The 26,087-nt window shown below is 38.2% G+C and carries 20 protein-coding genes, 2 rRNA genes and 1 other annotated feature; of the genes, 10 read left to right on the forward strand and 12 right to left on the reverse strand.

Translation table 11 applies throughout. The features are described from left to right. The first annotated feature begins 38 nt into the window (after positions 1-38). Genes R6U77_RS04760 through R6U77_RS04775 form a run of 4 tightly spaced genes read left to right on the forward strand, consistent with a single transcriptional unit; the run spans position 39 to position 4,966 of the window. Entirely contained in the window at positions 39-1,595 is a 1,557-nt protein-coding gene (locus R6U77_RS04760; RefSeq protein ID WP_319837628.1) for a glutathione ABC transporter substrate-binding protein, read from the forward strand. Positions 1,596-1,616: 21 nt separating this feature from the next. Next, complete coding sequence (locus R6U77_RS04765) at positions 1,617-2,861, forward strand: amidohydrolase (RefSeq protein WP_319837629.1); 1,245 nt, start codon at positions 1,617-1,619, stop codon at positions 2,859-2,861. Beyond that, positions 2,858-4,069 (forward strand): amidohydrolase, encoded by a 1,212-nt coding sequence (locus tag R6U77_RS04770; protein ID WP_293929239.1) that lies wholly within the window; start codon positions 2,858-2,860, stop codon positions 4,067-4,069. Before R6U77_RS04765 ends, R6U77_RS04770 begins: the two co-directional genes overlap by 4 nt. 6 nt (positions 4,070-4,075) lie before the next feature. Continuing rightward, positions 4,076-4,966 (forward strand): DMT family transporter, encoded by an 891-nt coding sequence (locus R6U77_RS04775; protein WP_319837630.1) that lies wholly within the window; start codon positions 4,076-4,078, stop codon positions 4,964-4,966. 10 nt (positions 4,967-4,976) lie between these two features. Here the strand turns inward: R6U77_RS04775 and R6U77_RS04780 are convergent, their stop codons facing one another. The 3 genes from R6U77_RS04780 to R6U77_RS04790 form a co-directional block, all read right to left on the reverse strand. Next, positions 4,977-5,327: a hypothetical protein gene (locus tag R6U77_RS04780; RefSeq protein WP_319837631.1), complete on the reverse strand. Its 351-nt coding sequence runs from the start codon at positions 5,325-5,327 to the stop codon at positions 4,977-4,979. Positions 5,328-5,330: 3 nt separating this feature from the next. Beyond that, positions 5,331-5,798 carry a GNAT family N-acetyltransferase gene (locus R6U77_RS04785; protein ID WP_319837632.1) on the reverse strand — a complete coding sequence of 156 codons (468 nt, stop codon included), beginning with the start codon at positions 5,796-5,798 and terminating at the stop codon, positions 5,331-5,333. 80 nt (positions 5,799-5,878) lie between these two features. Beyond that, the gene (locus R6U77_RS04790) at positions 5,879-6,313 is read right to left on the reverse strand and encodes a DUF4279 domain-containing protein (RefSeq protein ID WP_319837633.1); all 435 of its coding nucleotides are present in this window, start codon (positions 6,311-6,313) and stop codon (positions 5,879-5,881) included. A gap of 317 nt (positions 6,314-6,630) precedes the next feature. Between R6U77_RS04790 and R6U77_RS04795 the strand changes: the two genes are divergently transcribed. From R6U77_RS04795 to R6U77_RS04815, 5 genes are all read left to right on the forward strand, one after another. Next, on the forward strand, positions 6,631-7,494 hold the full coding sequence (locus tag R6U77_RS04795; protein WP_319837634.1) for a helix-turn-helix domain-containing protein: 864 nt from the start codon (positions 6,631-6,633) through the stop codon (positions 7,492-7,494). A 114-nt stretch (positions 7,495-7,608) separates the two neighbouring features. Then, a complete protein-coding gene (locus R6U77_RS04800; RefSeq protein ID WP_319837635.1) occupies positions 7,609-8,475 on the forward strand; it encodes a helix-turn-helix domain-containing protein in 867 nt (288 codons plus the stop codon). A 120-nt stretch (positions 8,476-8,595) separates the two neighbouring features. Beyond that, positions 8,596-9,450: a helix-turn-helix domain-containing protein gene (locus tag R6U77_RS04805; RefSeq protein ID WP_319837636.1), complete on the forward strand. Its 855-nt coding sequence runs from the start codon at positions 8,596-8,598 to the stop codon at positions 9,448-9,450. Between the two features lie 121 nt (positions 9,451-9,571). Continuing rightward, positions 9,572-10,603: an ABC transporter permease gene (locus R6U77_RS04810; protein WP_319837637.1), complete on the forward strand. Its 1,032-nt coding sequence runs from the start codon at positions 9,572-9,574 to the stop codon at positions 10,601-10,603. A 1-nt stretch (position 10,604) separates the two neighbouring features. Next, positions 10,605-11,267 (forward strand): ABC transporter ATP-binding protein, encoded by a 663-nt coding sequence (locus R6U77_RS04815; protein WP_319837638.1) that lies wholly within the window; start codon positions 10,605-10,607, stop codon positions 11,265-11,267. Between the two features lie 310 nt (positions 11,268-11,577). On the opposite strand, the gene R6U77_RS04820 is transcribed toward R6U77_RS04815, so the two are convergent. The 3 genes from R6U77_RS04820 to serS all read right to left on the reverse strand — a co-directional run bounded on the left by R6U77_RS04820 (position 11,578) and on the right by serS (position 14,793). Beyond that, positions 11,578-12,189 carry a hypothetical protein gene (locus R6U77_RS04820; protein WP_319837639.1) on the reverse strand — a complete coding sequence of 204 codons (612 nt, stop codon included), beginning with the start codon at positions 12,187-12,189 and terminating at the stop codon, positions 11,578-11,580. 597 nt (positions 12,190-12,786) lie between these two features. Then, the gene (locus R6U77_RS04825) at positions 12,787-13,380 is read right to left on the reverse strand and encodes a TetR/AcrR family transcriptional regulator (RefSeq protein WP_319837640.1); all 594 of its coding nucleotides are present in this window, start codon (positions 13,378-13,380) and stop codon (positions 12,787-12,789) included. 126 nt (positions 13,381-13,506) lie between these two features. Further along, on the reverse strand, positions 13,507-14,793 hold the full coding sequence (gene serS / locus R6U77_RS04830; protein ID WP_319837641.1) for a serine--tRNA ligase: 1,287 nt from the start codon (positions 14,791-14,793) through the stop codon (positions 13,507-13,509). A 60-nt stretch (positions 14,794-14,853) separates the two neighbouring features. Next, positions 14,854-15,070, reverse strand: a binding site (T-box leader). 89 nt (positions 15,071-15,159) lie between these two features. Between serS and pdxR the strand changes: the two genes are divergently transcribed. After that, the gene (gene pdxR / locus R6U77_RS04835; RefSeq protein WP_319837642.1) at positions 15,160-16,554 is read left to right on the forward strand and encodes a MocR-like pyridoxine biosynthesis transcription factor PdxR; all 1,395 of its coding nucleotides are present in this window, start codon (positions 15,160-15,162) and stop codon (positions 16,552-16,554) included. A 15-nt stretch (positions 16,555-16,569) separates the two neighbouring features. Here pdxR and R6U77_RS04840 read toward each other — a convergent pair whose 3' ends face one another. From R6U77_RS04840 to R6U77_RS04865, 6 genes are all read right to left on the reverse strand, one after another. Then, complete coding sequence (locus tag R6U77_RS04840; RefSeq protein ID WP_319837643.1) at positions 16,570-17,007, reverse strand: HTH domain-containing protein; 438 nt, start codon at positions 17,005-17,007, stop codon at positions 16,570-16,572. Positions 17,008-17,156: 149 nt separating this feature from the next. Further along, on the reverse strand, positions 17,157-18,947 hold the full coding sequence (gene asnB, locus R6U77_RS04845; RefSeq protein WP_319837644.1) for an asparagine synthase (glutamine-hydrolyzing): 1,791 nt from the start codon (positions 18,945-18,947) through the stop codon (positions 17,157-17,159). 88 nt (positions 18,948-19,035) lie between these two features. Then, positions 19,036-20,340, reverse strand: a complete 1,305-nt coding sequence (locus R6U77_RS04850) for a D-alanyl-D-alanine carboxypeptidase family protein (RefSeq protein WP_319838340.1) — start codon at positions 20,338-20,340, stop codon at positions 19,036-19,038. A 147-nt stretch (positions 20,341-20,487) separates the two neighbouring features. After that, the gene (guaB, locus tag R6U77_RS04855; RefSeq protein WP_319837645.1) at positions 20,488-21,954 is read right to left on the reverse strand and encodes an IMP dehydrogenase; all 1,467 of its coding nucleotides are present in this window, start codon (positions 21,952-21,954) and stop codon (positions 20,488-20,490) included. Between the two features lie 701 nt (positions 21,955-22,655). Next, positions 22,656-22,771: ribosomal RNA gene (rrf, locus tag R6U77_RS04860) — 5S ribosomal RNA — on the reverse strand. Between the two features lie 68 nt (positions 22,772-22,839). Beyond that, positions 22,840-25,767 (reverse strand): 23S ribosomal RNA (locus R6U77_RS04865). Between the last annotated feature and the right edge of the window lie 320 nt (positions 25,768-26,087).

Here is a 26,087-nt window from a genome sequence, read left to right on the forward strand (position 1 = left end):
TTAACCAAAACACATTACACGAAAGAAGGTTAGAGCATATGAAAAAGTTCAAAGCGGCATTTCTACTTTTATTAATCGTAGCGATTTTACAGGCTTGCTCCACAGCAAATAATGCTACTGAGAAGGAGTCTAATGGAGAAACTTCTTCTTTAGCAGACGAATTAATTATTTTACGTGCATCTGATGCAACAAGCTTAGACCCACACTTTATTACAGATATCCCATCTGCCAATGTTGTGCATGGCAAAGTGTATGAAACATTAGTCGTATTTGATAAAAATCGTAATCTTGCACCATTATTAGCGAAGTCTTGGGAGCAAGTAGATGAAACAACTTGGGTATTTCAATTAAATGAGGGCATCAAATTCCATGATGATACAGATTTCAATGCAGAGGCAGTAAAAGCAACATTTGACCGTCTATTAGATCCTGCAACAAGCTCTCCACAACGTGATAAACTAGGCATGATTGAAGAAGTAACAGCAGATAGCGACTATCAAGTAACAATCAAATTAAACCAACCATATGCTGGGCTACTAGCGATTTTAGCAAGCCAAGAAGGTAGTATTTTAAGTCCAAAAGCTATTAAGGAAAATGCTGAAGGCTTAAAAACACACCCTGTTGGTACAGGTCCTTTCGTCTTCGATTCTTGGACATCTGGTCAATCTATTAACTTAACAACAAATGAAAACTATTGGGGTAAAAAGCCTTCATATAAGAAGCTAACATTTAAAATCGTTCCTGAGGATGCAACTCGTTTAGCAATGGTGGAGAGCGGAGAAGCGCATATTTCAGACCAAGTGCCTGTAACAGAATTAGACCGCATTGATAACTCTTCAACAATGTCTTTATTCCGTACAGAAGGTTTAGCTGTTGAATTCGTAGGCTTTAACGTACAGGATAGCCTATTATCGGATGCCAAAGTACGTCAAGCAATTAGCTACGCAATTGACCGTGAAGCAATTATTAGCGGTATTTATGATAATGTTGGTACATTAGCAAATTCAGCAATGAGCCCAATGGTTGTTGGCTATTCTGATAAAGTTAAAGGCTATGACTACAACCTAGAGCAAGCAAAAGCTTTATTAAAAGAAGCTGGCGTTGCAGAGGGCACAACAGTTAAATTATTAACGAGCGACCGTAAAGAGCGTATTAATATGGCTGAGGTTATTCAATCACAGCTAAAAGGTATTGGTTTAAATGTAGAAATTCAAGTAATGGAGTACGGTGCATTTATTAACGAAATTACAAATAAAAATCACCAAATGTTTATTAGTGGCTGGGGTAATGCAACAGGCGATGGCGACTATAACCAATACAACTTATTCCATACAGTATCTCAAGGTGCACCAGGTAACCACTTCTTCTACTCTAATCCAGAGGTGGACAAGCTAATCGAGGCAGCACGTGGTGAAGCAGATTTAGACAAACGTGCTGAATTATATGAACAAGCAATGACAATTGAATTAGATGAAGCAGTCTATATTCCAGTTCGTAACTACGAGCACCTTGCTGTTTACAACAACAATGTGAAAAACTTCTGGTTAGATGCTTCAAACTACACAATGATTGCAGATGTAGAAATTACTAAATAAGTAGGAAGGATGATTTGCTTCATGAAACGATTGATTAAACATGCTCAATTAGAAACTGGCTATCAATACGATAATGATTTCATTGTAGGTACAACGATTGCACCATTCGATATTTTAATTGAGGATGGACAATTCAAGCAAATTGCACCGATGATTGAAATCGAGCCTGACATGGAAGTGATTGAAGCGAATGGGCAGCTACTGCTGCCCTCCTTTCGTGAAATGCATATCCATATCGATAAAACGTATTTCAGCGGCGAATGGAAAGCGCCGATTCCAATTACAAAGGGCATTTTAACGCGCATTGAGGAGGAGCAAACATTGCTGCCAAAGCAATTGCCCTTCGCAAAAGAACGTGCAACAAAAATGGTGCAGCATTTAATTGCACATGGTCATACACATATTCGCTCACATTGTAATGTTGACCCACAAATCGGCACAAAGCATATCGATATTACAATAGAGGTACTAGAATCCTTTAAGGAGCAAATTACTTACGATATTGTTGCCTTCCCTCAGCATGGCTTACTCCGTTCAGCAGTCGAGCCTTTAATGCGTGAGGCAATGGAAAAAGGAGCAACACATGTTGGCGGTGTAGACCCTGCTATCGTGGACCGTGCAACGCATCAATCATTAGAGACGATGATTCAAATTGCTAAGGACTACGATAAGCATATCGATATCCATTTACATGATCGTGACACACTTGGTGAGCATGAATTCCATGTGATGATGGATTTATTAGAGAAGCACGACTTTAAAAACAATGTCACAATTAGCCATGCCATTGCGCTATCTGATTTACAAGGAGAGCCTTTAGAGAAGCTAACAAAGCGTCTTGCCTCCTTCAATATTGATGTCACAACAACTGTGCCAATTGGGCAAAATCGGTCAACGATTCCCATCCCATATTTATACGAAAACGGTGTACACGTCTCTGTTGGACATGACAGCTTAACAGATCACTGGTCACCCTTCGGTACAGGCGATACGATTCAAAAATTAAATGTCTTAATCGAGCGCTTTAAATTTATTGACGAATATCGCATAAGCCAATCATTAAAATATGCAACAGGTGGCATTACACCATTAAATGCGGAAGGTCAGCAAGTATGGCCAAAAGCAGGCGACGCTGCAAATGCATTGCTAGTCGATGCGGTCAGCTCGGCACATACAATTGCACGCATGTGCCCAATCACAACCGTTATTTCAAAGGGCGCTGTGATTCACCAAGAAAATGTTGAATTGAAAGGAGCTTACCGATGAGTCAATGGTTATTAAACGTTCGCCTCGAAACGGGTGAGCAGCTACATGAAGATGGAAGCATCCAAACAACAACGGATTTATTTCATATCGAAATTAATGCTGCTGGACAAATTGCACAAATGACACCAGCTGATGCAGCATTCCAGCCCGAAAATGCTAAGGATATGCAAGGGCAGCTTGCATTACCCGCATTCAAGGAAATGCATAATCATTTAGATAAAACATATTTATCATTACCGTGGAAGGCATGCCGTACAGTTAGTGGCTTAGAAGAGCGTCTACATTATGAATCTTTAGAGCTTTCCGCTTTAGCAGATAACTGTGAGCAGCGAGCAAGTGCAATGATTGAGAAAATTTTAGGCTTTGGCTCGAACCATATTCGCACACATGTCAATATCGACCCATACATCGGTCTGAAAAATTTAGAAGGCGTTTTAGCCGCACTAAATAAATATAAGGATTATGTAACAGCAGATGTCATCGCCTTCCCTCAGCATGGGCTGCTGCGCGATGATGTACCTAGCCTACTACGTGAGGCTTTACGCAACGGTGCAACGATGCTTGGTGGGTTAGACCCTGGCGGCATTGACCGTGATATTGAAAAATCGCTCCAAACAACAATGGATATTGCACAGGAATTTAACGTTGATGTCGATTTCCATTTACATGACAATGGGCATTTAGGCTATTATACGATTGATAAATGGCTTGATTTGGTGGAGGAAAACGGTTTTACAAGAAAAACAGATTTCAGCCATTCGTTCTCCTTAGGTGATGTCACAGTACCAGAGCAAATTGCTATGGCAAAGCGCTTAAAGGAGCATAATGTTGCGATTATGTCGACAGTACCATTCAATTTAGGTCGCAATATCCCACCAATTGATTTATTAACAGAGCATGGTGTTAACGTTCACTTTGGCTGTGATGGCTTCTACGATTCATGGAGCCCATACGGCTCAGGCGATATTTTACAAAAAGCCTGTACATTTGCGGATGTAACACGTAAAATTACAGAGCGTGAACTGCGTCAAAGCTTATGCTATATTACAAATGGTGTGACACCACTGAACAATGAAGGTCAAATGCAATGGCCGAAAGCAGGCGATGAGGCAAGCTTTGTTTTTGTCACATCGAGCTGTAGTGCAGAGGCTGTTGCACGTCCACCGAAAAAACGTACACTGATGAACAAAGGAAAGTTTTTTAACTAATTATTTATGAAATTAAAAGTTTATGTCATTCTTATTTTTTGTGTTAGCCTGTGGGCTTCCAATTTTATTATTGGCGCACTGCTCGTCAATTATTGGTCAGCCTTGCACGTAACCGTTTATCGCTTACTGTGCATTTGCTTATTTTTAGGCATACTTGGCTTTCCAACAATCCGCAAAGCACGCATTCGACCAAAGCAATGGCTGCTGCTTTGCATAGCAGCAATACTCGGTGTTAGCATCAATCACTTTAGCTTCTTTAAAAGCTTAGAAACGACTAGCCCTATTACTGCTGCCTATATTTTAGCTTTGACACCAATTATGACCGGAATCATTAATCGCGTTGTACGAGGAGAAAAGAAAGGCTGGCTATTTTGGCTTGGCTCTATTATTTCTTTTACAGGTGTAGGCTTAATTATTTCTGCAAAGCAAGGTGCTAGCGCTTCGTTTGGTGTTGGGGAAATTTTTAGCTTCTGTACAATGCTTAGCTTCGCCATTTTCCTTGTATTACTGGATGTATTAAGAAAAGAATTAGACAGCTTCAGCGTTACTTTTTTCACAAGTTTTATCGGTTGCCTTGCCTTACTCCCTTTTTTGAGCTTTGCACCAATTGTACCAAGACAAAGCGCTGACCTACCGATCATTCTTTTATTAATCATTTCAGCTATACTCGTGCATGGCGTCAGCAATCTCGTATGGAATGCCAACCAGCATAAAGTTGGCTCAACCAATGCGGCAATTTTATTAAACTTAGAGCCTATCATTACGATGGTGCTAAGTGCGGTAATTTTGCATGCCTTGATTCACTCTAGCCAAATTATTGGCGGGACGCTCGTATTAATAGGAATACTGATTTCTGTTGTGCTGAGTGACAAAATAAAACACTCGGACTCTTTATGAGTTCGAGTGTTTATCCTTCTATCAAGGCTATATAAGGAATTTGTTTGCCATCTACCTCCGCAATCATATACTGCGTATTTGTTGAAAAAAGCTCTGTTCCCACTGCTAATTGTGTTGCATAAAGATTTTTAAAACCTAGCCAACGAGTGGTCGTTTTCTTAATTTCCCCTAGTTTCTCGCCTTTAGTAAAGGTTATATCCAAGTCAGACGCCTGCTGATAAATTAAACCTTCATACTGTAAAATATCCGCTTGTGCATCATCTTTTAAAACCGATTTAGCTGTTGGATTTGTAGGACTTCCCGTTGAACAGCCTGCTAGTGCTAGACAAAATAATAAACTAAGCAGCAGCGTTTTTTTCATTAACTACAAATGTAAGCTCATAATTAAGAGCTCGCCCTTCTTCCCCATTGTTCTAACGCCTTCATCTACAAACCCACATTTTTTATATAAATGCTGTGCTGCACCATTTGTAGCATTAACAGCCAACACAATCTCATTAACATTTGGAAAATGTGCTTTTACAAATGTCGGCAATAGGTTTAAAGATTTTTGTGCATATCCTTGACCAACATGTCGAAAATCTGTCGAAAAAGCTCTTAACAAAATAGCAGCCGAATTTTTCGAATAAGGTTTGACCCCATCCTTCTCATGTAAAGTAAAAAAGGTAACTAACTGATTGTTCTCCATAGCTAAAATAGAATGTCGAGTTGAATCCATTTTTTGCTTTTCCACACATGCTTGCGGCGTGTCTGTATAATTTAATTGTTCCTCTGTTAACACATAATCTGCTACTAACTCTAAAAATTTTTCCTCATAAAATACTAATTCCATCGTTCCCACCTCACAAAAAATATACTAGCAATCATAGTACAAAGTAAAACATAGTTTGTACTAAAAGTGCTAGTATATTTTTAATGTAATAAATAAACATTATCATCAAATAAGCTTTCAAATTCATAAGAATAAATATTTATATTAGCGTTAATCGCAGCAGCAAAATTGCACACCTTTGGCTCTAATATCAGGCTTAACATACGCCCTTCATCAACCCCCATGACAATAGCCATTTCCGCAGTCAAAGAATATTTGCGAATTAATTGTCTAATTTGATTAATCTTCGGCTCAAGCACCTCAACTAATGGCAACAACAATTGATTCGTGTCATACGTCTCATAGTATTCCTTCCCATATTGCCAAGTGGTAAAATTACAAAACGTCGAGTTAGACAAAGGTTCTTCTTGATGTTCATTAACAAATGTCGGAAATAAACCCAAAACCTCTGTCACTTCTTCAACTGGAAAGCTCTCCTGCTTATTCAGCAAGTGAAAATAAGCCTGTATCCTCATTTTGTAACCACCTTTTAGAAATTAGTTATTAATAAAATATGTATCCCATTTACAAGTAAGCTACAATGACTATTTTATTTCCCCTTTTAGCTTAAATAAAATAGTCATTGTATTTTATAAATAAATATTGCTTTAGTTTCATCGTAATTTAAAATTAATTAACCTCCTCCAACAATAATCCAAACATCTTGAAATAATTGAACTACCCCTATTACTTGAACTACTACCATATTTATCCCCCCTTTATTTATTATCATAAAGGAGAATAGATACATCCTGACGAAATATTCCATATGAAATATTTTAGAGGTGATTGTATGGTTAATAGAGGAACAACTTTAAAAGGGATTCGGAAAAATAAGAATTATACACAAATAGAGGTTTCAAAAGGAATTACTTCACAAGGAACTTATTCAAAATATGAGGCTAATATTAGAGATGTTGATACTGAGGTTTATATTCAATTACTTGATAAATTAAGTATTTCTCTAGAGGAATTCGAATACATTCACAATAATTATTCCTATGGAAGGAAAAAAGAGATTATCCAGCTATTTTTTAAACTGAATTATAATAATCCTGACAAGTTACGAAATTTAGAAAAACAAGCTTCAAATTATTTATTATTAGACAACGATATAGATATTAAAGAGATCAAACTAATATGCCAAGCTTTTTTAAAATTATCTGAAGGGAATATAAATCAAGCAAAGGAAATTATAAAGCCCATTTGGGAGCGTTTATCTAAATTTGATCAATTATACATCCATGATATTGGTTTAATTAATACTATTTTATTCTTATTTCCAGTAAATATTGCTATAGATTTCACTAACAATGTTTTAAAACGTTTAGACACTTATACTGGATATAGAGAAGTAGAATTATTAAAAAGTGCTTTTAATATCAACCTTACATTATTGTTGATAAAAAATAGAGATTTTGCTACAGCCCTATCTATTTTAGAAAAATCATTACAAAAATATAGACAAATTATGAATTACTCCATACTAGCACTACATTTTTCAAGAAAAGCTATCTGTCTTTTCCATCTAGAAAATAAAGATTCGCAATTTTTATTGAAGCAAGCAGAACAACTACTGTCTTTATATGAAGACGAACAATATTATAAACAAATAAAATCAGAATACGAGTATTACACATCTAGCCAATTTCTCTAAAATACTAATTAACAAATGATATTAGCTTTCTTCACCTATTAATCCAAATTATCATACTACGCTTATAACAAAATAATAGAAAATAAGCGTATAAGCTTATTAGGAGGAATTTGTATGATTGGCTCAACAATAAAAAAAATACGAACTAGTAAAAATTATTCCCAAGCACAAATTACCCAAGATATTCTTCATCAAACTAGCTATTCAAAATTTGAATTAGGTAAAATTCATTTAACAACAGAACATTTCCATAAAATTTTACAAAGGTTAGATATTAGTTATGAAGAATTCGAGTACATTAACAATAATTATCAATTCTCAGAACGAGACTGTATTATTCAATCATTTTTAAAGCTTCGATTCATAGATATTAATGTATTAGAAGAAATAACTAATAAAGCAGAAATATTATTACAAAAAGGCGAAGATTTATATATTCAAGATATTTATTTTATCAGTAAAGGCTTTATTTCACTAAAACAGGATGGCAATTTTGATATTGCTAGTACCTATGCTTATCAAATATGGGAACGTCTACAGAAGTTTGATACATGGTATTTATCTGATATTTATTTAATAAATAATATTTTGTTTTTATTCCCTATAGAAACAGCTATTTCAATTAGTGAATTAGCAATAACTCAACTAGAACGATATCATAATTTAGATATGAAATATCACCTTTTGACTGCTACATTTCAATATAACTTAGTTCATTTATTAATACGTGAAGGGTATTATCAAAAAGCTTTTGAATTAAATGAACAAGTAATAGCAAATTTTAAGAAGAGAAAAAATTATTTCCAAACAGCTTTATCTATGTTACGTAAACAATTATTAATAGCAAAAATAAACAAAGATATACACATTGAAGAGAATATTAAGGGTGTATTCGATTTAGCCGCGCTGATTGATGATACAGAATTAATAAGAAAACTAGAAGAAGAACAGGCTTATTTAATTCAAATTCTCCAGTTATAAATAAAAGCCCTTTGGTAGTTCCTACTACTCGTATATTATTCTTTTCTTTTTATTTTAAATGATATGTTTAATGAAGAAACAAAATATTCAAATTTAGATATATTAGAAAGGGTATGTATCATGACATATGGAGAAACTTTAAAAATCATTCGTCAAAATAAAGGATATAGTCAACAATACTTAGCAAAAGATATTTTGTCTCAAAGCTCTTTTTCAAAATTTGAACATAATCAATCTGATATTAATTTTATTGCCTTTCATCAATTATTAGAAAGATTAAATATGACATACAATGAATTTTCTTTTATTCACGAAAATTTCCAAAGGCAACCCAAAGTACAATTAATAAAAGATTTCTTTTCACTACCATATAATTCAAAGTCCGACTTACAAAAAACACTAACTACAATTGAAGATTATTTACAGCATAATGAAGACTTATTAATAGAGGATTTGCATATAATCTGCAAGGCATTATTGGCACTTTGGAAAGAACAAGGGATGGAAGAGGCTAGAAAACTTGTCACTCCTATTTGGGAGCGTATGTCAGTATTACATAACTGGTATGCCATAGATTTTCTCATATTAAATTCTATTTTATATGTTTTCCCTATAGAAACAGCGATTGAAATATCAAAAAACATGATTCAACGTTTAGAAAGATATAAACAATTTGAAGAGGTGTATTATTTAAAATCAAGTGTACAAATTAACATCTCATTATTATTAATTAAAAATAAGCATTATAATGAAGCACTAGAAGTTTTAAATCAATTATTAAATCAACAGCAGAAATCCTTATCTTATGTATTGCTCGCTATTTGTCTATATAGAAAAGAAATATGCCTACAAAAATTAAACCCAACTACTGATAAACCTTATTTAACTAAAGCTTTGGAATTAGCTAAAATATACGAAGATGATTCTTTACTAAATGCAATCACTTTAGAATTCGAGAAATATACAAATATATAGTTTGACCCTAACTATCCTTAAAGACCATTAAAAAATTGATGGTCTTTTTTATTTCATCAGTTCATCCCCAGTTCAGATTCACCTTTTATAGTAAAGCTATCAACAAATGGAGGTGCTTCAGATGAATTTAGCTTTAAAGGAAATGAAGCGGAATAAAGGGCGATTTATCATTATCGGCTCGATTGTTTTTTTGATTAGTTTTTTAACATTGATTATTTCTGGGTTGGCAAATGGTTTGTCGCAGGATAATGCAGCATTGATTAAAAATTTGCCGAATGGGCAGTTTTATATGACAGAAAAGGCAGATGGGACATTTACTATGTCTCAAATTCCTCAACATTTACAGGATGAAGTGCTTGAGCAGCAAAAGGATGCTGTCGCCCTATCTATCCAAATGGGCTTTGTCAATGATACAGAGGAACTGCAGCATGGTGTTGCCTTTGTTACATCGACAGCTTCAAATCTATTTCCATCTATCCAACAGGGCGAGGTGATGCTCGACGAATCACTTCAAGAAAAAGGAATCAAAATTGGGGATCGCTTAGTGAACAATCAGTTAAATGGCGAGCTAATTGTCAAAGGCTTTGTACAGGAGCAAAAGTATAGCCATGCGCCCGTTGCCTTTATTAGCCAACAGGATTATCAAGAAATGTATCGGAGTAATGCGATGCAATTAATTTTCATAGCAAATCCAGAGGTGCAAGCTATTGATGAATTGCAAGCATTTTCAGCAAAGGCGTTGCTTGAAAGTATCCCAAGCTATAAAGCCGAACAACTGTCATTAAATTTAATCGTTGGCTTTTTAATTGTTATTAGTGGCATGTTATTCGCTATTTTCTTCTATATGATGAATGTGCAAAAGATTGGTTTGTATGGTATTTTGAAGGCAATCGGCTTAAAAACGATGAAGCTATTTCAGCTTATTTGGATACAAATGCTTGTCATTACAGCAATCGCACTGATACTAGCTGCTGGATTAAGCCAAGTGTTTGCGCTATTGGCCCCTGGCGGCATGCCATTTCATTTATCCCTTATGACAACACTACAGTTTGCAGGCATTTTCCTAGTCATTGGTTTTATTGGAGCAACGCTTTCAGGCTTACAAATTAAACAAATTGAACCTTTACAAGCAATTCAACGAGGAGATGGGTAAAATGGCGTTATTTACAATAGAAGATGTATATAAAACCTTTCAAAATGGGGATGTGCAGGAGGAAATATTAAAAGGAGTCAGCCTCACTTTACATGCAGGTGAAATGACCGCTTTAGTCGGTGCTTCTGGCTCTGGTAAAAGTACATTGCTAACAATTGCAGCAGGGCTTCAGTCGGCTTCATCAGGAAACATCATCTTTGAGGAAAAAAATTTAACAGCAATGAATGCTGAACAAATTCGTCAAATCCGTGCTAGTCAATTTGGCTTCGTTTTTCAATTTGCGCATCTCGTGCCATTTTTAACGGTGGCGGAACAGCTTACTCTAATGTTAAATGTAGCAGCAAAGCATGAGCAAAAGCAGCAAATTGACCGTATTTTATCATTAATTGGTATGGAGCATCGCAAAAATATGTATCCTGCCTCATTATCAGGCGGAGAAAAGCAGCGAGTTGCCATTGCCCGGGCAATTATTCACCAGCCAAAAATTTTATTTGCAGATGAACCAACAGCTAGCTTAGATTCTACACGCTCTAAAGAGGTGATGGAACTATTACAAAGCATCACAAAAGAATTAAATATCGCTACATTGATTGTTACACATGATGAGGAGATGCTAACATATGTTGATCGCACTGTGAAGATGGTTGATGGGGTTATACAATAGTATTGGCTTCTTATTTTAGCAAGAGTAGCCACTATACATTTTTAGTTTTTTATCATAGGAATTTCTTATTACTACTTCTGCAAATAGTTAGAAAATAGAAACCGTAACGACAATTCATCTAAATGGTTGATTCTATCATAAAAGAGCAGAACCCCCGCAAGTGCATTTGCGGAGGGTTCGTTTGTGTACTAGTTTGTACTATACTCTTTTTTGCTGATGCCAGCGTATCATTGGTTATCAGCTTTTTAAAGTATGCTTCACTACAATACAATATAATACATGTAGCCTTAATTAATAATTTTGTAATTTTTTAAAGCTTAATCCAGTCATAATCCCAACTATCAAATACATCAACATAAGCATAATTGTTAGTAGGTAGCCCATTTGCATATACTCTCTGTGTCACTCTGTAAGTATAGTATTTAGCTTTAAATATAATTTGTTTCCTTTCGTTAGCAGCAAGGGTAATTGTATAGCTAGTTCCATGAGTTTGTGCAACACCAATTGTTATCCCTAATGAAGCTGCAATGTTTCCCTGACCTATTGGATATTCTCCCGATATTGTATTTGTAAATTCACGATTAAGTGTTGTTGATTCATTAATACTTAACGTTCCTGGTCCTCTGCCTGAAGGACCACTTCTCTCAGGATAAGAATAACCTACACCCCAAATTTCTTTATTAGTAATTTTATAAGTAAAATGTATAGGACCATACGCTGGTTTAATCTCTACAGCTTTCGATTCGATTTCCTCATTAGTAGCCTCGTACATTGTATTATCTTCAGATAAATCTACTGTAGGCGCATCTCCAGCCCCATAATCTACATTAGGTTGATATATTTCGGAAGATTCCGCTAAAATAGGTAATGAAATCAAAAATGTTAGCAACATTCTAAAATAAAGTAATCTAATTCTTTTCATTCTAATAACCACTATTATTTAATTTTTATTACAAAAATATAATAACATAGATTTTATAGCGAGGAGACATTTTTATGAAATTAAGTAATTTTAATCATTTTTCATTGTTAATTTGTAGTATTATATCTTTTTTTGTATTCTGCTTTTTAGTTATACTAAATAGAATTGTTTTTATATTGGAAAACCCAAATTTTGTTTTTAGGCAAGAAGAACCTATTCGCAAATGGTTTCAACTAAGCAATGAGTTAATTAACTTTGTGACATTTGCTCCATTATTTCTTTCTATAATCTTTCTAATAATTTTTATCTATTTAAAACTAGGTAGTAGAAAAACTAGGTAACAGCGTGTGCTGTTACCTTTAGAGATGCCAAAAATAAAATTTTTTAATATTATATAAGTATACTATTATTGTAAATTACTCAACTGTACCCGCTTATCCCATTCTGTTATTTCATGCCAAATATCCAAGTCCACTATCCCTAACAATTGTCGGCAGTGTAATACAATAATATTGAACTAATTTCCTTTATAATAAAACAACTACTCATCCATATATTTGTATAGCTAGCCCTCTTATCAAAAGGACTAGACTAGCTTTATTTCACTCCAAACAAACGCATCGCCACCGTTGCAAATTGCTGAAGCATCTCTTCTGGTAAATTATCAATATAAATTAATCGTAAACCAAATAAGAAGCTTACATAAGAAATTGCAATAGTTGAAGGATTGCCATCTAACAGTTGATTTTCCTTTTGTCCATTCGTAATTAGCTGTATCAGTGATTGATTCAATACTTCTGTTTCTTCATTCAATTGTTTAAAGATATCTGGAAATTTTTCATATTGTGCATTTGCTTGCACAATCAAATGCATGTAAATTTTTTGCTCATTGACAAGCTTAACATGCCTCTTCGTCATCTCCTCGATTTCTTGTCTATAAGATTGAGGGTTCTTATCAAATGCTAGCAGCTCATCCACTAAAGGCTTCCATGGCTGTATCACACATGTATAAAATAGCTCCTCTTTACTGCCGAAGTGCGTTGCTACAGTACCAAAGCCCACCTCTGCTTTTTTCGCAATATCTCCCATCGTCGTGCTATCATAGCCTTTTTCAGCAAAAAGAGCTGTTGCTGCCTCTAAAATTCGCGCTTTTTTTAGCTCCATATTTCTTATTACTTTATCGCTTGCCATTTCCATACCCCCTAAAGATTGATTAATCAATCTTATATTAAAATAAATAAAACGTTGCCTAAAAGATATAATCTTTCAGGCAACATTCATTTTAAACACGATGTTTCTTAGACGTCCTCTGCGATTTTACTTCACTGGCGCCACAATCACCGTTTTACCACCCATATAAGGAACAAGCACCTCTGGAATTTTCACGCTGCCATCTGCTTGCTGGTAATTTTCTAAAATTGCAGCTACTGTACGCCCAATCGCTAAGCCTGAGCCGTTTAATGTGTGCACATATTCTGGTTTTGCACCTGACTCACGACGGAAGCGAATGTTGGCACGACGCGCTTGGAAATCTTCAAAGTTTGAAATAGAAGAAATTTCACGGTACATATCTTGCGTTGGGAACCATACTTCTAAATCGTATTTTTTCGCTGCTGTAAAGCCTAAATCAGATGTGTTCATTAATAGCTTGCGGTATGGTAACTCTAATAATTGCAATACTTTTTCCGCATGCCCTACTAATAATTCTAATTGCTCGTAAGATTCCTCTGGCTTCACAAAACGCACAAGCTCCACTTTATTAAATTGGTGCTGGCGAATTAAGCCACGTGTATCGCGACCTGCTGAACCTGCCTCAGAACGGAAGCAAGTGCTATAAGCAGCAAAGCCTTTTGGCAGCATTTCTCCGTCTAAAATTTCATCGCGATAGAAGTTCGTTACAGGTACTTCCGCTGTCGGTGCTAAGAAGTAATCTAAATCCTTTAATTTAAATACATCCTCTTCAAATTTTGGTAAATTCCCTGTACCAGTTAATGAATCACGGTTAATAATCACAGGCGGAAGCATTTCCTCATAGCCATGCTCCTCAGCATGTAAATCCATCATAAAGCTCATTAATGCACGCTCTAAACGTGCACCTAACCCACGATAAAACAAGAAACGGCTGCCTGTTACTTTACCCGCACGCTCAAAATCAACTACTTGTAAATCTGTCGCTACATCCCAATGTGGCTTTGGCTCGAAATCGAATGCTGTTTTTTCTCCCCAAGTATATACTTCCTTATTGTCATCCTCTGTTTCTCCTACAGGAACAGATTCGTGTGGAATATTTGGTAAACGCATCATCATATCTTCGAATTTTTCTTCTACAGCTCGTAATACCTCATCAAGCGTTTTAATTTCATCGCCTACTTCGCGCATACGTGCAATAACATCATCCGCATTTTCCTTATTGCGCTTCATCACCGCAATTTGCTCAGACACTTTGTTGCGCTCCGCCTTTAATACCTCTGTTTTTGCAATTAAATCACGACGCTCTACATCCAATGCCTCAAAATCATCGAAAGTTCCTAAATCCTCATTGCGTGTAAGCAAAACGCGCTTTACTTCCTCATAATTGTCTCGAATACGTTTAATATCTAACATATTTCTTCCTCCATTCTTTAGTATACTAATGTAAACGACAAAAAAGCCCTCATCCCCATAGAAAGGGACGAGAGCTACCCGCGTTGCCACCCTAATTGAATAGACAGAGCATGCCTATTCCACTTCATTCATAACGGCTTTAGTTACCGGTCTTTGCCTACTAATGTTTCAGCAAGACAACTCAAGGACGGATTCACAAGTGTTTTTATTAGCTTGCACCAACCGCTAACTCTCTACAAAAAACGGGCTTGTTACTATTTCCTATCATCGCATTATCGTATCAATTTGGATTCATTGTACTATAGCTTATTTTTTTTCGCAAGCATCTAAAATTCAGTATAATAACATTAGAAAGGATGACGAACGATGGACATGCTGCTATTCTCATTAAATCGCGATACAAATATGCCGTTGTACGAGCAACTATACGAAGGCATTAAAGAGGCAATTATTCATCAAAAAATTGCTGTAGGTGAAAAATTACCTTCTAAAAGAAGACTCAGTGATTTTTTAAATATTAGTCAAACGACGATTGAATTAGCATATGCACAGCTTTTAGCGGAGGGTTATATCGCTTCTAAGCCACGCGTAGGCTATTTTGTCGAGGATATTGCTGAGCTACCCTTTATTGAAAAAACAATTACTCATACACCTGACACGCCTAAAAAACACACATATAAAATTGATTTTTCACCAGGTAAAATTGATGAGGATTCCTTCCCCTTCACTATTTGGAGAAAATATGCGAAAGACCTTATCGATTTACATTCAAAAGAGCTATTGCAAATCGGTGACCGCCAAGGAGAATACGAATTACGAAGCCAAATTGCAAGCTATTTATACCAATCGCGCGGCATTCACTGTACCGCTGAGCAAATTGTTATCGGCTCAGGGACAGAGCAGCTAATGCCATTTATTTTGCGCTTATTTAATCAGGCTAGCATTGCTTTAGAAAACCCTGGCTATTCTGCGATTCCCCGCAATCAGTTAGACCATGCTGTTATCCCTGTTGATGTGGATGCAGATGGTTTATTAGTGGACCAATTAGAAAAAACAGAGGCGAATTTAGTTTATATTACTCCCTCTCATCAATTCCCGACTGGTGCTGTTTTATCCGCTGCGCGTCGTGCACAATTATTAAAATGGGCAGCTGGGAAGGTATCTCGATATATTATTGAAGATGACTACGATAGTGAATTTCGTTATATTGGAAAACCAATTCCCGCACTGCATAGCCTAGATCAAAATGAAAAAGTAATTTATATGAGCACATTTACAAAATCGCTAATGCCATCTTTGCGTGTTGCCTATTTCGTATTACCACCAGCATTACTTGCGCGCTACAACGAAATTTTCAGCTATTATTCCGCTACTGTGCCACGCTTTGATCAGCATATTTTAGCGCATTTTATGAAGGATGGCCATTTTTCAAAGCATTTAAATCGCATGCGTAAAATTTACCGCAAAAAACACGATAAGCTGCTATCTATATTGACAAAGCACTATCCAACAATCGGAGTATCAGGAGACGTTGCGGGCATGCATATCTTAATACAAGTTCCTCACAGCAAAGATGAACAGGAACTACAAAAAATTGCCAAAGAAAACGATATTTCGATTTTACCCCTTTCAAATTATTTATTAACTCCTGTCCAAGCGGAGTTCCCAACATTTTTATTAGGCTTCGGCGGTATCCCAATCGAAGAAATCGAAGCATATGTTGATGCATTAATGATGGCTTGGAGCATTCGTAAAAACTAAAAGGTGAGGCTCCTTTTAGTTTTGGATTAATACAGAGTTAAGCATCATAATATTCACAATTACATTCATTTCAACTTCCCTTGAAATAGGTGTATTTTTTTGAAAACTTAATATTTCTTCTTCTTCGATATTCGTTATTCTAGAAATATTCTCTATCGATAAACCAAATTGTTTTACAAGGCTATCTATTATCAATTGTACACGCTCTTTTGCTGTTAGATCTAAAGAAAAACCATGATTTAACATTGTTAATTTGTATTTTAAAATTCTTTCTTGATTAGCTGTTAATTTTACATTTTGGTTGAGTAAATCATCCAATTCTTTCGGTAAAATTGTAAGTAGATTAGGGAGTTGTTCAAACGTTAAATTGAATTTATCCGTTAAATCCTGAAGCTCCTGTTTATATGTTTTGTTGAAATTTGTGTTTATCGATAATATATCTTTTATATCCATTTTAACCCTCCGGTTAATAATTTAAGGCTGTCTTCATATTCCCTATTATATTAACAGATTTTAGGGTATTCCCTATAATAAAAGGACAAAAGATTGCTGTAGCTTGACTACCCTACTCAAAATTCCAAAAATAAGAGCATTAGCAAAGGCTAATGCTCTACAAGCTCAATGTTATATTCCTCAAACCACATATCTATTTGAACCAAAAAGGCGAGCAGTTGTGGCCCTGCCATTAATTGCCCAAACCAAGGAACCTTGAAAGATGAGCCACTTGATTGAATTAGCTCCTGTAATTTTTGTGCATCAAACAACTCATGCAAAATAGAGTTTTGATTTTCTAGTCGTTGTTGCAATATTTTTTTGACGCCGTTTGTATATTTAGGATGGTAAGTTTTAGGGTACGGATTCTTTTTTCGATATAATACTTCTTGAGGTAAAATACCTTCAAAAGATTTTCTTAATATACCTTTTTCTAATCCACCAATTGTTTTCATTTCCCAAGGTATGTTCCACACATAGTCAACAAGGCGATGATCTGCAAAAGGTACTCGCACCTCTAAGCCTGCTGCCATCGTCATTCGATCTTTACGCTCTAATAAAGTTTGCATAAAGTATTGGCGATTCAAGTAAAAGAGCTGCTGCCTTTTATCCGTTACAGGTATTTTCTTAATTTCATCATCGTATGTTTGCTGCAAATAATCCTTTAATGGCAATTTTTTTTGCCAATGCTCTTGCAGCAGCTGTGCTCGCTCATCACTTGAACGAATCCAAGGGAAGTATGGCGTAGCATTGTAAAACCAAGGATACCCTCCAAACAACTCATCTGCACATTCCCCAGATAAGGCAACAGTGAAATCCTTTTTAATTTCTTGCCCAAACAATACAAGCGAGCTATCAATATCGACCATACTCGGATAATCCTTACCTTGCAATGCCTGCCTTAAATAAGCAACTAACTGCTCCTGTTTAACAATAACTTCATGATGCACCGTATTAAATTGCTGACTCATAATATTAATCCAATAGCCATCACGCGTCGTTTGAAAATCATTTTTCGCAAAAAACTGCTCATTATCCTCATAATCGATTGAGTACGTATGAAGTTGGTCCTTTAATGTTTGCGCTGCAACTGCCGTAATAATACTTGAATCGAGTCCACCGGATAAGAGCGTACAAAGGGGCACATCGCTCACTAATTGACGTTGAATTGCGTCTGTAGTTAGCTCTCGTACATGCTCAATTGTCTGCTCCAGCGTATCCGTATGCTCCTTGCTCGTTACATCCCAATAACACCAACTTGCAATACCATTTTGATTGAATCGCAATGCATGGGCAGGTGGTAATTCCATGATATTTTTAAATACTGTTGTACCAGGCTTCCTCGAAGGACCGATACTTAAAAATGCTGTTAATCCTTCATACGTTACAATTGGGCGAACTGCTTGATGTGCTAATAATGCTTTTATTTCAGAGCCAAATAATAAGCCTTCCATACTTTCTGTATAAAATAAAGGCTTTACCCCTAATCGGTCGCGGAATAAATAAATAGATTGCTCATTTGCATCCCACACCGCAAAGGCAAAAATGCCATTGAGATGCTCTACACAGTGCTCTTTCCATTCGATAAATGCGCATAGTAAAACTTCAGTATCTGATGTCGTTGTAAATGTGTAGCCTCGTGCAATTAATGTTTGACGCAGCTCCTCGGTATTATAAAGCTCACCATTATAAACAATTGTGTAATGCATTTTTGTCATAGGCTGCGCACCGCCTGCTACGTCAATGACCGCTAAGCGCCTGTGACCAAGCTGCACATGCTGCTCCGTCCAAATTGCCTGTGCATCAGGACCTCGATGTGCTAAAACATCCGTCATATGCTGTATTTGCTGCGTATCCTTCAGCACTTGCTGAAAGTTAACGATACCCGCAATTCCACACATTTTTCACACTCCTTCACGTATGTATATGTGAAATTTTGCGTTAGTAGAACAAAAAAAGAGCTACCCGTTTGGATAACTCTTTTGAAAGTTAACTAAATAACCCTGTCACGCTTCCCCATAAATTGCTGAAGAATTTGCCGATACCTTGGAAGAACAGTGAAATGCCGCTAGCACGCTCTACAGAGGCCGTTGTCACAACATCTACTGTTAGTTCCTCTCCATCGATAAAGCCATAATCTGTGCCTTCTGAGCGCTCTAATGTTGCTTTACCGACAACTGTACCTTGTTCCACTGCTGCCTCTAGCTCTTTTTTGGATAAATCTAGAACAGGTTTGTATAAATCCTTATCGCTTGTTTTAATCATGAAAGAAATTGGCTCTTTTGTAGCAATTGCTACATCGTCTGCCTTTCCTTTCGTCACTTTCACTGTTTTCTGCTCATCAAATGCATAATTAGCAGGTAATAGCTCTTGTTTTGTAAATTGACCGAAGCCATAATCAAATAGCTTTGCTGTTGCATCAAAGCGTGCTTTATAAGAGCCTACGCCGTTTGCGTCAACAGCTTTCATGACAACAGCAATAAGACGCGTACCATTACGCTCTGCTGTTCCTGTAAAGCAATGACCAGCAAATGTTGTAGTACCTGTTTTTAAGCCATCTACGCCTTCATAGGCATATACAAGCTCTGGCAACATGAAGTTCCAGTTTTCCATGTTAATTGCATCGCTTGTCCCTTCACGGAATGTCTTTTTTGCAATTTTAGATGTTTCTAAAACCTCCGGATGATCTTTTAACAAATGATAGGCTAATTTCGCTGTCGATTTAGCTGACATAACGTTTTCATCCTCTGCACCTGTACCAGATGGATGCATGCCGAATAAATCTGTATTATTTAAACCTGTAGAGTTAACGAATTTATAGCCTTCGAGCCCAAGCTCTTCTGCCTTTGCATTCATTAATTTTAAAAATTCCGTTTCTGTACCTGCAATTGTTTCAGCAATCGCCACTGTTGCTGCATTTGCTGAATAAATTGCCATCGCTTCATACAATTCACGAATTGTATAAGTACCATCTGCTCGTAGTGGTACATTACTTAATGCACGGTTTTGTGACATTTTATATGTGTAGTCTGTTACACGATATTCTTGCTCCCATGTCACTGTTCCTGCATTAATTGCATCCAACAATAAATACTCTGTCATCATCTTCGTCATACTTGCAATTCCTAATGATGTGTCTGCATTTTGCTCATATAAAATTTTTCCCGAATCTGCGTCAATTAAAATCGCTGCGTCTACCGTTAAACCTAAATCAGTTTCTGCCTTTGCTACGGGTACAGTTATTAGCATGCTAAATAACAAAACCGCCAGCGTAAGCACACTGATACTTTTCATACTTGCCTTTTTCACAAAGCTACCTCCACTAAATAGTTTCTCGTTCATAATTTTATCATAGAACATCAGTAAATGCGGTAAATATACAAAGAAAACACTCTGTTAACCTCAATTATTGACGTTAACAGAGTGAATTAGTTGCATTTTTTATTGATAGGAATAATTTGGCGCTTCTTTTGTAATTTGTACGTTATGTGGATGTGATTCACGAAGACCTGCTCCTGTCATGCGAACAAACTGTGCTTCCTCACGTAACGCTTGTAAATTAGCTGAGCCACAGTAGCCCATACCTGCGCGAATACCACCGATTAACTGGTGAATTGTATCTGCAAGTGGCCCCTTGTATGGAAGACGTCCTTCAATACCTTCTGGCACTAATTTTTTCGCATCCTCTTGGAAGTAACGATCTTTTGAACCTTTTTCCATTGCTCCAAGTGAGCCCATACCACGGTATACTTTAAAGCGGCGTCCTTGGAAGATTTCTGTTTCTCCTGGTGATTCTGAAGTACCTGCTAATAAAGAGCCTAACATTACGACATGTCCACCAGCAGCTAACGCTTTTACGATATCGCCAGAGTACTTAATACCACCATCAGCAATAATCGCTTTGCCGTATTCACGTGCTACTGAAGCAGCATCATATACCGCTGTAATTTGTGGTACACCTACACCTGCAACAACACGTGTTGTACAAATTGAACCTGGTCCAATCCCTACTTTGACAACATCAGCACCAGCTTCAAATAATGCGCGTGTACCTTCTGCTGTAGCAACATTTCCAGCAATAATTTCTAGCGCTGGGTAAGCCTCGCGAATCGATTTAATTGTATTCAATACACCTTGTGAATGACCGTGTGCTGTATCAATAACAATAATATCAACCTGTGCTTCCACAAGCTTTGCAATACGAGCCATTGTGTCGCTTGAAACACCTACTGCGGCTCCTACTAATAAACGTCCATGAACGTCTTTCGCAGCATTAGGGAATTCAATCACTTTTTCAATATCTTTAATTGTAATTAACCCCGTTAGCTTACCGCTCTCATCAACGATTGGTAATTTTTCAATTTTATATTGCTGTAAAATCTTCTCTGCATCCTCTAATGTTGTACCTTCAGAAGCTGTAATTAAGTCTTCCTTTGTCATTACATCGTCAATTTTTAAAGCATAATCCGAAATAAAACGTAAATCACGGTTTGTGATAATCCCTACTAATTTTTGGTCGTCCATATTGTTTACAATTGGAACACCCGAAATGCGGTATTTACCCATTAAATGCTCAGCATCAAAAACTTGGTGCTCTGGTGTTAAGAAGAATGGATTTGTAATAACGCCATTTTCAGAACGCTTTACTTTCTCTACTTCTTCAGCTTGTTCATCAATCGTCATATTTTTATGAATAATACCAATACCACCTTGGCGTGCCATTGCAATCGCCATTTTCGCTTCTGTTACTGTATCCATACCAGCGCTTATTAAAGGAATATTTAATTTGATTTTTGGTGTTAATTGTACTGATAAATCCACGTCTTTTGGTAATACTTCAGAATGTGCTGGGACTAATAGTACATCATCAAATGTTAATCCTTCTTTAGCAAATTTTGTTTCCCACATTTCGAAAATTCCTCCTAGGTAAAAGAATATTATTGTAAGGTTATCAACGTGCACTTATGGTGTCAAGGTATTAATAAAAGAAAAATAATTCAGACTATTAATTAACTGTCATTAGTGTAGGTTAAGGCTCTATCAAACAACAGTTAAAATTACGTAGCTATGTGAACTTTTATAACGGCTTTCCACCACCTGATAGGAGTATTAGCTATGGAATATAACTTTAATGGAGACTATCAGGAGTTTGCTTAGGAAAATGGACGCTAGTTTTCATTTTTTCCATACAACGACACCCTACTCTCACAGGGGCACTCTCAACGTAGCACAGCAGCATGAAGAAAATTATTTTACCTTTTAAAAATAATTAATAAGACCTTACTTCATAATTTGCAATATGAAATACTTGAACATTTAGTGTTTATGGCAAAGTCTATCGGCAAGTTTTTGTATTCTATCAGTAACTTTGATACTTCTATCGGCAAATAGTATCGCTTATACGAAGCGTCGTTCTACTCTCATAAGATTTTTCAACCATATTTTGTATTATGAGAGCTATCAAAAATAACTCGCCCATTTTAGGCAGAAATCCGCCCGATTATATATTGAACTCGCCCGTAAAACAACTTATTTGGCCCAATTTTATTAGCGAAGGGATGATTTTATATGCACAAAAAAACCACTGAATATTCAGTGGTCTCATTGTTGCGAAGCGATGTCCTACTCTCACAGGGGGAAACCCCCAACTACCATCGGCGCTAAAGAGCTTAACTTCCGTATTCGGTATGGGAACGGGTGTGACCTCTTTGCCATCATCACTTCACCGTATTAAATTGGAAAGAAATTATTCTTTCAAAACTGGATAAACGGTCATTGAAACAAGTTTAGAATGTGGTTAAGTCCTCGATCGATTAGTATTCGTCAGCTCCATGTGTCGCCACACTTCCACCTCGAACCTATCTACCTCATCGTCTTTGAGGGATCTTACTTACTTGCGTAATGGGAAATCTCATCTTGAGGGGGGCTTCATGCTTAGATGCTTTCAGCACTTATCCCGTCCATACATAGCTACCCAGCGATGCCGTTGGCACGACAACTGGTACACCAGCGGTATGTCCATCCCGGTCCTCTCGTACTAAGGACAGCTCCTCTCAAATTTCCTACGCCCACGACGGATAGGGACCGAACTGTCTCACGACGTTCTGAACCCAGCTCGCGTACCGCTTTAATGGGCGAACAGCCCAACCCTTGGGACCGACTACAGCCCCAGGATGCGATGAGCCGACATCGAGGTGCCAAACCTCCCCGTCGATGTGGACTCTTGGGGGAGATAAGCCTGTTATCCCCGGGGTAGCTTTTATCCGTTGAGCGATGGCCCTTCCATGCGGAACCACCGGATCACTAAGCCCGTCTTTCGACCCTGCTCGACTTGTAGGTCTCGCAGTCAAGCTCCCTTGTGCCTTTACACTCTACGAATGATTTCCAACCATTCTGAGGGAACCTTTGGGCGCCTCCGTTACCTTTTAGGAGGCGACCGCCCCAGTCAAACTGTCCGCCTGACACTGTCTCCTGCCCCGCTAAGGGGCATGGGTTAGAATTTCAATACAACCAGGGTAGTATCCCACCGACGCCTCCTTCGAAGCTGGCGCTCCGAGATCTCTGGCTCCTACCTATCCTGTACAAGTTGTACCAAAATTCAATATCAAGCTACAGTAAAGCTCCACGGGGTCTTTCCGTCCTGTCGCGGGTAACCTGCATCTTCACAGGTACTATAATTTCACCGAGTCTCTCGTTGAGACAGTGCCCAGATCGTTACGCCTTTCGTGCGGGTCGGAACTTACCCGACAAGGAATTTCGCTACCTTAGGACCGTTATAGTTACGGCCGCCGTTTACTGGGGCTTCAATTCATAGCTTCGCTTGCGCTAACCACTCCTCTTAACCTTCCAGCACCGGGCAGGCGTCAGCCCCTATACGTCACCTTACGGTTTTGCAGAGACCTGTGTTTTTGCTAAACAGTCGCCTGGGCCTATTCACTGCGGCTCTCATGCGCTTGCACGCTCAAGAGCACCCCTTCTCCCGAAGTTACGGGGTCATTTTGCCGAGTTCCTTAACGAGAGTTCTCTCGCACACCTTAGGATTCTCTCCTCGACTACCTGTGTCGGTTTGCGGTACGGGTACCTCCCACCTCGTTAGAGGCTTTTCTTGGCAGTGTGAGATCAGGAACTTCGTCCATACGGACTCGTCATCACAGCTCAACGTATCAGTGTGCGGATTTGCCTACACACACGCCTTACTGCTTGAACAGAGACAACCAACGCTCTGCTTACCCTACCCTCCTGCGTCCCCCCATTACTCAAACGGTGGGGAGGTAGTACAGGAATATCAACCTGTTGTCCATCGCCTACGCCTGTCGGCCTCGGCTTAGGTCCCGACTAACCCTGAGCGGACGAGCCTTCCTCAGGAAACCTTAGTCATACGGTGGACGGGATTCTCACCCGTCTTTCGCTACTCATACCGGCATTCTCACTTCTAAGCGCTCCACCAGTCCTTCCGGTCTGACTTCAACGCACTTAGAACGCTCTCCTACCACTGACATCGTAGATGTCAATCCACAGCTTCGGTGAATCGTTTAGCCCCGATACATTTTCGGCGCAGTGTCACTCGACCAGTGAGCTATTACGCACTCTTTAAATGATGGCTGCTTCTAAGCCAACATCCTGGTTGTCTAAGCAACGCCACATCCTTTTCCACTTAACGATTACTTTGGGACCTTAGCTGGTGGTCTGGGCTGTTTCCCTCTTGACTACGGATCTTATCACTCGCAGTCTGACTCCCGTGCATAAATATCCGGCATTCGGAGTTTGTCTGAATTCGGTAAAGCGAGATGCCCCCCTAGTCCAAACAGTGCTCTACCTCCGGTATTCTCTATCACGAGGCTAGCCCTAAAGCTATTTCGGAGAGAACCAGCTATCTCCAGGTTCGATTGGAATTTCTCCGCTACCCACAGCTCATCCCCGCACTTTTCAACGTGCGTGGGTTCGGGCCTCCAGTAAGTGTTACCTTACCTTCACCCTGGCCATGGGTAGATCACCTGGTTTCGGGTCTACGACAACGTACTCACTCGCCCTATTCAGACTCGCTTTCGCTGCGGCTCCGCTTTCTCAGCTTAACCTTGCACGTTATCGTAACTCGCCGGTTCATTCTACAAAAGGCACGCTATCACCCATTAACGGGCTCTAACTACTTGTAGGCACACGGTTTCAGGATCTCTTTCACTCCCCTTCCGGGGTGCTTTTCACCTTTCCCTCACGGTACTGGTTCACTATCGGTCACTAGGGAGTATTTAGCCTTGGGAGATGGTCCTCCCGGATTCCGACGGAATTTCACGTGTTCCGCCGTACTCAGGATCCACTCTGGAGGGAATGAACTTTCGATTACAGGGCTTTTACCTGCTCTGGCGGACCTTTCCAAGTCGCTTCATCTACTTCATTCCTTTGTAACTCCGTATAGAGTGTCCTACAACCCCAAAGAGCAAGCTCTTTGGTTTGGGCTTTTCCCGTTTCGCTCGCCGCTACTCAGGGAATCGAATTTTCTTTCTCTTCCTGCAGGTACTTAGATGTTTCAGTTCCCTGCGTCTGTCTTCCATACGCTATGAATTCACGTAAGGATACTATGCCATTAAACATAGTGGGTTTCCCCATTCGGAAATCCCCGGATCAAAGCTTACTTACAGCTCCCCGAGGCATATCGGTGTTAGTGCCGTCCTTCATCGACTCCTAGTGCCAAGGCATCCACCGTGCGCCCTTAATAACTTAACCTACAGCTTTCGATCTACATCGCAATACGGCGTCAACTACTTTCGCTCATTCAGTCACGTACAAAGGTACGCTCCTTCATTCTCTCAAGCAGTTTCCTTGTCTTGCTCGTATCTCGAAACCTTCTATTCGGCTTCCAATACACATCGTATGACGGCGTCAGCTTCATTCACTCCGTCAGTCACGTACTGAAGTACGCTCCTTCCATCGTTCAATCGCTTCCTTGTCCTACTCGTGTCTTGAAACCCTCATTGTTGTTAGTTACAACTTATTTCAGTAAAGAAATAAGATTTCAGAACTTACACGATCAATTACTTGATCTA

Origin of the sequence: Lysinibacillus louembei, assembly GCF_033880585.1 — a bacterium.
Lineage (GTDB): Bacteria > Bacillota > Bacilli > Bacillales_A > Planococcaceae > Metasolibacillus > Metasolibacillus louembei.